Below are 10,027 nucleotides of genomic sequence, written 5' to 3'. Positions count from 1 at the left end.
GGGGTCGCCCTAAAAAACCTGCGTGTTCTAAATAGGCCGCGGGGGGCGGCGCGGCCGGCGGGCCATTTTGTTCCTGGTTATTTTTTGCGGGCCACCCCCCAAGGAGACCTACGCGACCTCGACAGGATAATCGCATTCGCTGATTTAATATTGCGCTCCTTCGGAGCTGCGGATAAGCGGGCCTCGTGCTGCGGAATGTTTTTAAGGGGATGCCCCCGGGTGGCCCTATGGCAACGTGGCTAGCGATGTCTATAGGGACCCACGCTTTGAAGGGGCGTCGGGCTGAAATTATGGCCCTTTATTGATAGGAGCTCTTGCTAGGCTGGAGCACTTACCAGCAACAGGCTTCGACTATGTGCTTGGTTTACGCCGCACTGGGTTCCTTGTATTCGAAGACTGGTTCTAGGAGGTCTTCGATGTTGCAGTGGAGGGCTTTTGCTATGGCTCTTACGCTTGTTACCGAAGCTTCATTGATGTTTCTCTGGCGCTGCTCGTACATTTGGATTGAGCGGAGTGACACACCCGATTCGTATGCTAGGTCTTGTTGGGTTTTCTTAAGCTTCTTTCTTGCTAACGCAAGTTTGGTTTGCCTGGACGCTTTTTTCGCCATATCGCAGACGAGGCGAGCCACTCGTTCCTCCGAGGCTTCGTGCCAGGGGTAATACAGACTGCGCAGCACATCAAATGGAACGACATGCAGCAAATCTTCGAAAGACTCTCCTAGGCGCCACTGCAGGTATGCCAGCATCCAGCCCGCCCAATATTCCGGCGTCTTCTCAAATCGATAGGTGCAGTCCGGTATAGGCCTGTTTTGATAGCCCGACCTTTCAGCGATAAGCGCGAACAGCTCAACACCCGATTTTCCCGACACAACCCATGCGTTGCCGCGTTCAAACTCGCGAGCAACCCCGCTCAGGCAAAAGAGTTCAGCAACTTCAGATCCTTCTGCTCCATAGTCATTGACGGCATAGTCGAAGCAGTCGCCGAGGTTGTTCATTGCGTCCTCAAGGTAGTAGACGGGATATGTCCTACTCGGTCCACGATCTGTTAACTCTTGGATCATTTAAATCAACCCTCCCTGCCATTAAATCCCTAATGTCGATACCTTCGGAATCGAACCCATTGACCGTATCCAAGTATTTGCGTCGAGCATTCTGCTCTCGCTCAAAACGCTTGGGATAAAACTCAGACCCCGAAGCCCGCTTCCAATCGCAGAATCTAATCATCGAAAATGCGCGCTCGCTCATAAGGGCATATTGGATACCCAAATCACCCAAGCACATGATACGTTGCAGCTGTCTGAGCGATATCATGCCGCTGACAAACTGTCTTGCAAACGAAAAATAGGAGTCGTCAGCACGATAGCCTCGAATAACGTCATAAGGAGATGTATCAATTAAGCAGTTATCAAGTAGATAGCGAAGCCCTTCACACGCCAATGGCGTCGAAACATTGAACTCTCTGTTATTCGCCAGAATTGCAAGCCAATTGAGGATTGAAAACTCCCCAGACTCCAAATCCAAGACCGAAAGGCCATCTAAATCAAGCTCATATCGATTGGCAACGCCATCAGACTCGGTCCGGCATGCCCATTCCATCGCCATTTCCTCATGTGGCGTGCAATAAAACCCGCGCCCATAGTCATTGAATTGTCTGCATTTATCCAACGACGGACGTTCGACAACAACCTCCGACCCGTGCCAAAGCTCCATATCGACCTCCAAACAAAAATATCACCCCAGTGATAGTGTACCAACAACTATCACTGGGGTGATATAGATAGATGCAAACTATTGTCTGCCAAGAGCCCCTACTAGAGGCAGGCCTCGGCAATGCGGCGCTTGAGCTCGTCGATGCCGGTGCCGGTCTGGGAGCTTGTGATGATTACGTTTTCGGCCGGGACGTTGAGTTGCTTTTTGATGGCTGCCGCTTGGCGTGCCTGCTGGGTGCGGCTAAGCTTGTCGGCCTTGGTGAGGCAGACGATAAAGTTGAACTCGTTGCCCTGCAGGTAGTCGATCATGTCATGGTCGAGCTTGCTGGGGTCATGGCGAATGTCCACCAGCGACACAACCAGGTTAAAGCTGCGCTCGGAGTCGAAGAAGTCTCCGATGAGCTCGGCCCAGCGGTCGCGCTCGGCCTTGGAACGACGGGCGAAACCGTAGCCCGGCAGATCCACAAAGTGCACGTCGTCGGCCTCGAAGAAATTGATATTGCTCGTCTTGCCCGGCGTGCTCGAAACCTTGACCAGGTTCTTGCGGCCAAAGAGCTTGTTCATGATGGACGACTTGCCCACATTGGAGCGGCCCACAAAGCTCACCTCGGGACAGGTGGACTCGGGGATCTGCGAAACCTTGCCGTAGCTGGCGACGAACTTGGCAAGCTGGTAGTTAATGGAATCGGCCATGGATACTCCTTGGTCGTAGGTTCTTACAATAGGGATGCACGATTACGCAGCGGCGATGCAGCGGACGATATCGAGTGTAATGCCGCTCGCGGTGCGGGCGTACTCGTCCAAATCGAACTCTCGCTCGCAAAACGCGTCATATGCCTCGTCACAATTATCGCTGATAGCACGCAGCACCAGACAATCGACACCGTTCTTGGCTGCAATATGGGCAATCGCAGCACCTTCCATCTCGACGCAATCGGCATGCGTCGCCTCGATGGCGGCGCTGCGCATGGCGTCGCCCGTTACAAAGCGGTCGCCTGTAGCGATAGTGCCAACCAGGAACTGTTTAGGGTCCTTCTCCGCAGCGGAATCAGAAGCGTAAGCATCGATAAACCCATGTTCGGCAAGCACGGTGGTGGCGATGTCAACCAGAGCCGGTGTCGAGGCAAACTCCTCAAGCTCCGGCGCCGACTCGGCGATGAGCGCCGTGTCGGTATCCAGATAGCGCAGGCACTTGCCAATAACCACGTCATTGATATGGAGTTTGGAGTTTAAGCCACCCGCAATGCCCGAAAACACAACGGCCTGCGGAGCATATCTGCTGATGAGATGCTGTGTTGCACCAGCGGCGTTTACGGTTCCCATGCCAGCGGTCGTGGCGACCACTGACAGACCGTTGAGCTCGCCGCTTACAACGCTCAAGCCCGCCTCTTGCGACACATGGGCACCGTTCAGTTCTTCTTTAATCTGCGCAACCTCTTTTTCGAGTGCACCGATGATTGCGATGGTAGGCATACCATCCCCCAAACCTGTGAAAACTGTTTATCCACGGTATGGTACCAGCATTTTGACTCAACCGCGCAATACGAAGCTGTTAGGCCAGCGCAGCGCGGGTATCGTAGAGCGCCTTGGCGATGGCGGCCACGGCCTCACCCGAACGGTCACTCCACGGCATCGATGACATGATGCTCATAATGTAGGTGTCGCCATCGACATCGATGAGGCCAGCATCGCACGTCGCATTGCAACCTGCCTCGCTGATCCAGCCGGCTTTGTTACGCACCGTGGCATGGTCGTCCGCAATGCCGTCACGGATAAAGGACCGGGTCGTAGAGGCCAGAAGGCCCGACAGCCATTGCGACGTCTCGCTCTCACGGATCAAATACTCGCTCATCTCGCGCCACAACTTGGCCGAGGTGCGCGGGCAGTAGGTTGGGAAATCGCTCATCGAATCGAGCGCGACCTCGTCTTCGGCGCCGAGTGCGGCAATCCAATCCTCGTAGCCATCTTGATCAAACGTTGCACGCAACGCGACAAACGAGTCGTTATCCGAGTTGACGACCGAGGTCTCGATCAGGTCGCGAACCGTCAGCCAGCCCATACTGTAGCCGCCATAGGTGCCCAGAGTATCATCGAGCGATACTTGCCCTGTCTCGACCAGTAACTCGCAGACGTAGAGTACATAGAGCGCCTTGTAGCTGCTCGCACCGTACACCTCGGCGTCCGCGTTATACGTCACGCCCTTGCCGCTCGACAGATTGTAAAACACCACGCCCACGTCGCCCAATTCCTGGGCCTGATCAAGGGTATCCTGGAGCGCGGCGAGGCTCTCATCCTCCAGGGCGGGGATCTGGTTATCAACCAGTGAGAAGGTCTGCACGGTATCGCCTGAGGGAATATCGTTAAAGTCCGCCTTCGAAAGCCTCGTCTTGAGGCTCGCTGTCGACAGGGTTTGACTTGCGGTGGCTTTAGATTTAGAGACCTTTTTGTTTTGCGTCTGTACCGTTGACGCATCTGAGTGTGCCATTCGCTCCGACGCGTAGGTTTTAGCGGTAATTCCGAGGATAATAACCGCCAACGTTAGTATCCCCATGGCGGCAATCTTCGTCACGCGGATGCGAGCGTCGGCAAGGCCACGCGAAGACGTGCCCTTCGTCTCATATCTGCTGCTATGCTGCGACACATACTCGTCCCGCGATGCGTTGTTTCGCACGTGGTCTCCTGGCTGCTCCCGTTCATATACGAGCAGCATAATACCGAGCAGGCATTTCTTTCCAAAGATATTCAGAAGCGTTTAAGGTGTCTTTAAAGAAACCACAAGCGTATTTATCCAAATGGCACGATTCTGTTGCGCATCTCACCGCAACCCATAGAGCAGTCTTTTTAGGACGGGGCTCTTTTAGCTACTTCTCCACCCTACCGGCCCCAAATGAGCTACCCCTAGCCGATGGCGTTTTTGAGTTCCGCGCGGCGCTTTTTCATGCCCGTCATGACGGCGTTGCGCAGCTCGGGCATGCGCGCGGTATCCATCTGTGGAACGCCCTCGAGCTTATAGGGAATCCCCAGCTGCTCATACTTGACGACGCCCATCGTGTGATACGGCAGCATTTCCAGGCCCACCACGTTATGCCACGGGGCAATCAGACGACCGAGTGCCTCGCACTCCTCTGCCGTGTCGGTAATGCCCGGTACTACCACGTGACGGATAACGACCTTGATCCTGCGACGCGCCAGCTCATCGCCAAACGCCAGGATGCGCGCAGGATCGCAACCGGTCAGCTTTTTATGCTCGACGGGATCGGCGTGTTTAATGTCGAGCAGCACCATATCGGTCTCGTTGAGTACGGCATCGAACTTCTCGGGATGCGCGGGGTCGAACGCATAGCCGCAACTATCCAAGCAGGTATGTACGCGACCATCGGGGTTGTTGTGCATTGCGCGGAACAGGTCGGCCAAGAACTCAGGCTGCAGGAGCGGCTCGCCGCCGGATACCGTAATACCACCGCTGCGGTAAAACTCATGGTTGCTCTGGAACTCGTCTATCAGGTGCTCGACGGTCACCATGGTGCCGCCGTTAACCGACCAGGTATCGGGGTTGTGGCAATACGCACAGCGCATGGGGCAGCCCTGAACAAACACCACAAAGCGGATGCCGGGTCCATCGACCGTTCCCATCGTCTCGATCGAATGCACGCGGCCCAGGGCAAACGCGGAGTCCTCAGGACGAGCGTCCATACCCTCGAGCTTCATCTCAGCCATTCCCGATACCTTGCCTCTCATTGGTTTTTAGATACATAAATGCCAGAGTCATTCTAGCCTATATGCTTGATGGCGAAACGGTTTAGCGGTCAATTGGATTGTCCTATTTGGCCCCATGCAAAAGCGGCGGGAAGGTTGTCGCAACCCGCCCGCCGCCGAGGCAATAGAAATCGATAGACACCAGGCGTTACGCCTTGAGCGTGAGCACCGCGCCGAAGGCGGTCGGGCCGCAATGGCTCGAGATGACGCCGCCGACCTGAGTCCAGGTAACGTCCTTAAAGCCCAGGTCGTGCGCATAGACTTCCATGTCGTCGCGCAGCTCCTCGGAAAGGCCTACCGAATACGCCAGGCTAATGTGCGAGTAGTCAATTTCGCCCTTCGCAACCATGTGGTCAATAAAGGCGCGGGCGCACTTGAGCATAGAGCCGCGGAACTTCTTGGTCGCCACGAACTTGCCGCCCGTTACCTCAATGCAGGGCTTAATCTTGAGCAGATGGGCGCCCAGGAACGCCACGTTAGACAAGCGACCGCCCGCCTTAAGGAAGGCAAGGTCGGTAGGAACAAAGCCCAGCAACACGCGGTCCATAACGGAGTTCGTAAAAGCAAAGATCTCGTCGACGGTGGCATCGGGATGAGCCTCGATGTATTTGGCGGTCTCGACGACAACAAGCGACTGGCCCACCGAGACAAAACGCGTGTCCATGGAGAACACGTAGTCGCGCCCCTCTGCCGCGATCTTCGAGGACTGATGCGAACAGGTCGTGGCCTCGGAATACGCAAGATGCAAAATGGTCGCGTTGGGCTGCTCGGCGTGAATGCGGTCGTACACGCGAGAGAAATCTGCCGGCGCGCAGCCGCTAGTCTTGGGCATCACGCCAAACTCGTTGCAGCGCGAATAGATCTCGAGCGGATCGATCGAGCCGTCCTCGACGGTCTCGTCACCAATCGTGACATGCATGGGCACACGCACAATGCCGTAGCGTTCGCAGAGCTCTGGCGTCACATCCGAACCAGATTCAACCACGATTACGTACTTGCCCATTCTTATCACGACCCATCTCGACGTTGACTTTTTAATATGTGACGCACGTCCGCCGTCCTGCTACAGAACGGTCTCCAAGCGCCAAAGAGACGCCGTCCCTTGCACAAAACAAAGGACAGCGTCTCCCTGGAAAACTCCGTTCTTAACTGAGATTTTACACGGTTTATTACTAAGTGTTACTTACTCCGCAAACGGTAGCTATACGCGATAAACGGTAGCAAGTAAGTATCCAGAACGCTCAGCCCATTAGGAGAGTTCCACCTAAAGGGTGACTACACAGGACCCCGCCGGGGCTGTTTGGGCTACCTCCCAAAACATTCCGCAGGACGCAAGAAGCCCTCGCCGCACGAAGTGCGCAGCGAGGGCTTCTTGCATGTCCGAGGACACCAATTTAATTTAGCGTGGTTCCCTAAAGTGCGATAACGCAGGAGACCCGGCAAGGCCGGGAGCACTTTGCCTCGCAAACATTCCGCAGCCGCGAAGCGGCGAGGACGTTTGAGAGGCAAAGTGCGTAGGCCTTACCGGGTCTTCGGTGGGAGTTGAGTCCCTTTAGAACTTGTTGTGGAAGGTACGCGAAATGACCTCGTCCTGCTGCTCCTTGGTGAGCGTGTGGAAGTTCACGGCATAGCCGGAAACGCGGATGGTCAGCTGCGGGTACTTCTCGGGGTGAGCCTGAGCGTCGAGCAGCGTCTCACGGTTGAAGACGTTGATGTTCAGGTGGTGGCCACCCTTCTCGGCGTAAGCGTCGAGCATGTGGACCAAGTTATCGGCCTGAGTCTCGGAAACTTCAGAAACCTTCATAATGTGTCTCCTTCAATCGATCGGCGCCGGCCGAAACCGGCGCACTAATCAGTAATCGTTATTGTTAGTATAGCACTAACAATAGTTACTCGCCCAGCTGATCAAGGTCGATATCACCAAAGAACACCTGGTCCTCCTTGCCGAGCGCGCCCGGGATGATGGAGAAGGTGTTGGAGATGCCGTCCTGGGCATCGCGGAACGGGAGCTTGGAAACCGAAGACAGCGAAGCGATGGCGCCCTGGCTATCGCGCTTGTGCATGGGGTTAGCACCCGGGGCGAACGGCTGGCCAGCCTTGCGGCCGTCGGGCGTGGAGCCGGTCTTCTTACCGTACACGACGTTGGAGGTAATGGTCAGAACCGAGGTCGTGGGCACGGAGTTGCGGTAGGTGTCGTTCATGCGGATGTACTCCATGAACTGGTGCACAACGTCGTGAGCGATCTGGTCGACGCGGTCGTCGTCGTTACCGTACTTGGGGAACTCGCCCTCGGTCTCGAAGTCGACGATGATGCCGTTCTCGTCACGGACGGGGTGAACCTTGGCGTACTTGATGGCGGACAGGGAGTCAGCCACGACGGAAAGGCCAGCGATGCCCGTAGCGAACCAGCGGTGCACGTGCTTGTCGTGCAGAGCCATCTGGATGCGCTCGTAGCAATACTTGTCGTGCATGTAGTGAATGATGTTCAGCGAGTTGACGTACACGCCAGCGAGCCACTTCATCATGTCGTTGTACTTGGCCATAACGTCATCGTAATCGAGCGTGTCGCCCTCGACGGCTCGATACTTGGGGCCGACCTGCTTCTTGGAGACCTCGTCAACACCGCCGTTGAGTGCGTACAGCAGGCACTTGGCCAGGTTGGCACGAGCGCCGAAGAACTGCATCTCCTTGCCAATGCGCATGGAGGACACGCAGCAGGCGATGCCGTAGTCGTCGCCGTGGTAAACGCGCATGAGGTCGTCGTTCTCGTACTGGACCGAGGAGCTGGCGACAGAAGTCTTGGCGCAGAACTTCTTGAAGTTCTCGGGAAGACGGGTCGACCACAGAACGGTCATGTTGGGCTCGGGGCTGGTGCCCATGTTCTCGAGCGTGTGCAGGTAGCGGAAGCTCATCTTGGTAACGAGCGTACGGCCGTCAACACCCATGCCGCCGATGGACTCGGTGACCCACTGCGGATCGCCGGTAAACAGGGCCTGGTACTCGGGGGTACGGGCAAACTTGACCATGCGGAGCTTCATGATGAAGTGATCCACGAACTCCTGGATCTGCTCCTCGGTAAAGGTACCGTTGGCAAGGTCGCGCTCAGCGTAGATGTCGATGAACGTAGAGGTACGGCCGATGGACATAGCGGCGCCGTTCTGCTCCTTGACGGCAGCGAGGTAGGCGAAGTACATCCACTGGATGGCCTCCTGCGTGTTGGTAGCAGGTTTGGAAATATCGAAACCATAGGTCTCGGCCATCATCTTGAGCTCGCCGAGGGCGCGGATCTGCTCCTGCAGCTCCTCGCGATCGCGGATGTTGTCGGCGGTCATGACCGTCGGGGTGGAAGCCTTCTGGGCCTCCTTATCCTTGATCAGGTAGTCGACGCCGTACAGGGCGACACGACGGTAGTCGCCGATGATGCGGCCGCGGCCATAGCCATCGGGCAGACCGGTGATAATGTGAGCCGAGCGGCAAGCACGCATCTCGGGGGTGTAGACATCGAAGACGCCGGCGTTGTGGGTCTTGCGCTCGAAGGTGTAGCGCTCGACGACGTTCTCGTCGATCTTGTAGCCGTGCTGGCTGGCAGCCTGGCAAGCGATGCGGATACCACCGTTGACGTGCAGAGCGCGCTTGAGCGGCTTGTCAGTCTGAAGACCGACGATGGTCTCCTTCTCGCGGTGGGCGTTATCGATGTAGCCAGCGGGGTGGCTCACGATACCCGTGACAGTCTTGGTGTCCATATCGAGGACGCCGCCCTGCTCGCGCTCCTTGAGCAGCAGGTCGAGAACCTCGCCCCACAGCTCCTTGGTACGCTCGGTCGGACCGGCGAGGAACGATTCGTCGCCCTCGTAGGGGGTGTAGTTCTTCTGGATGAAGTCTCGGACGTCAACCTCTCCCGTCCAGATGCCTTCCTTGAAGCCTTCCCATGCCTCCTGCATTGTGTAACCACGCTCCTAGTTACGTATAATGCGGCGCTCTCTCACACCGCTGCTTATTGAATTCTTGAATGTTCGGGTTGCATGACCGGCTTCATTCGCCTTCCATCGCGCGTTAGCACAGGGAAAAACGTTTGTCCACCTTGGAACTGCAACCCAAAACCCAAGATTTCACCCGTTTGAGAAGGATAACATAGCCACCCCCTTCATCAGGGCTGTTATATGTTTCTTTTTTTATACCATTAGGGCGTTTTTAACAAATCCGCAGGAAATGCGAGCGTGAACAACTACCGTTCACCGATTTGTTTGGTATTTTTCCTTGCCTTTGTACGACGTTCACTCTAGCTGTTATGTCAGCTTTAGAAGGGTAAAGTGTCCCAGAGACCCACAGAAACTGCAGGGCGGCCCCGGGATTTCCCCCGGGGCCGCCCTGTGGCGTGGCTAGTTATTTAGCTTTGATTGCCGCTTGGCATTAAGCGGCTGCGGTGACCCTGTCGGCCGCGGCCTTTTTGCTCATATGACCCAATCCGCTGTCAAGAGCCACAATGGCCCCGCCGACCGCTTGCAATCGGTCGGCGGGGCCTGCCGTTGAACCCGTCCCGGTCCGCCCCCGGCATGTCAT

Annotated in this window: 9 protein-coding genes; all 9 read right to left on the bottom strand. The window is 56.2% G+C overall.

Annotated elements, in window-relative coordinates; all coding sequences use genetic code 11:
- Positions 1-364 precede the first annotated feature (364 nt).
- A complete protein-coding gene (locus tag ACTNBB_RS08735; protein WP_441071083.1) occupies positions 365-1,063 on the bottom strand; it encodes a helix-turn-helix transcriptional regulator in 699 nt (232 codons plus the stop codon).
- Entirely contained in the window at positions 1,029-1,712 is a 684-nt protein-coding gene (locus ACTNBB_RS08730; protein ID WP_441057873.1) for a DUF3990 domain-containing protein, read from the bottom strand. The genes ACTNBB_RS08735 and ACTNBB_RS08730 overlap by 35 nt, the downstream gene beginning before the upstream one ends.
- A 101-nt stretch (positions 1,713-1,813) precedes the next feature.
- The gene (gene yihA / locus ACTNBB_RS08725; protein WP_055252447.1) at positions 1,814-2,404 is read right to left on the bottom strand and encodes a ribosome biogenesis GTP-binding protein YihA/YsxC; all 591 of its coding nucleotides are present in this window, start codon (positions 2,402-2,404) and stop codon (positions 1,814-1,816) included.
- 42 nt (positions 2,405-2,446) lie between these two features.
- Positions 2,447-3,184, bottom strand: coding sequence for a 5'-methylthioadenosine/S-adenosylhomocysteine nucleosidase (mtnN, locus tag ACTNBB_RS08720; protein WP_441057870.1), 738 nt, complete (start codon positions 3,182-3,184; stop codon positions 2,447-2,449).
- Positions 3,185-3,263: 79 nt separating this feature from the next.
- Positions 3,264-4,382, bottom strand: coding sequence for a serine hydrolase (locus ACTNBB_RS08715; protein WP_441057867.1), 1,119 nt, complete (start codon positions 4,380-4,382; stop codon positions 3,264-3,266).
- Positions 4,383-4,609: 227 nt separating this feature from the next.
- Positions 4,610-5,428 (bottom strand): pyruvate formate-lyase-activating protein, encoded by an 819-nt coding sequence (gene pflA, locus ACTNBB_RS08710; protein WP_427718181.1) that lies wholly within the window; start codon positions 5,426-5,428, stop codon positions 4,610-4,612.
- Positions 5,429-5,615: 187 nt separating this feature from the next.
- Positions 5,616-6,470: a DegV family protein gene (locus ACTNBB_RS08705; RefSeq protein WP_441057864.1), complete on the bottom strand. Its 855-nt coding sequence runs from the start codon at positions 6,468-6,470 to the stop codon at positions 5,616-5,618.
- A 549-nt stretch (positions 6,471-7,019) separates the two neighbouring features.
- Positions 7,020-7,271: an autonomous glycyl radical cofactor GrcA3 gene (grcA3, locus tag ACTNBB_RS08700; RefSeq protein WP_055252439.1), complete on the bottom strand. Its 252-nt coding sequence runs from the start codon at positions 7,269-7,271 to the stop codon at positions 7,020-7,022.
- Between the two features lie 85 nt (positions 7,272-7,356).
- Positions 7,357-9,408: a formate C-acetyltransferase gene (gene pflB, locus ACTNBB_RS08695; RefSeq protein ID WP_427718174.1), complete on the bottom strand. Its 2,052-nt coding sequence runs from the start codon at positions 9,406-9,408 to the stop codon at positions 7,357-7,359.
- Positions 9,409-10,027: the final 619 nt, after the last annotated feature.

The organism is Collinsella sp. HCP28S3_B9, from assembly GCF_052066095.1.
Classification (GTDB): domain Bacteria; phylum Actinomycetota; class Coriobacteriia; order Coriobacteriales; family Coriobacteriaceae; genus Collinsella.
Note: the sequence above shows the minus strand (reverse complement) of the source record. Positions and strands in the feature narration are given on the sequence as shown.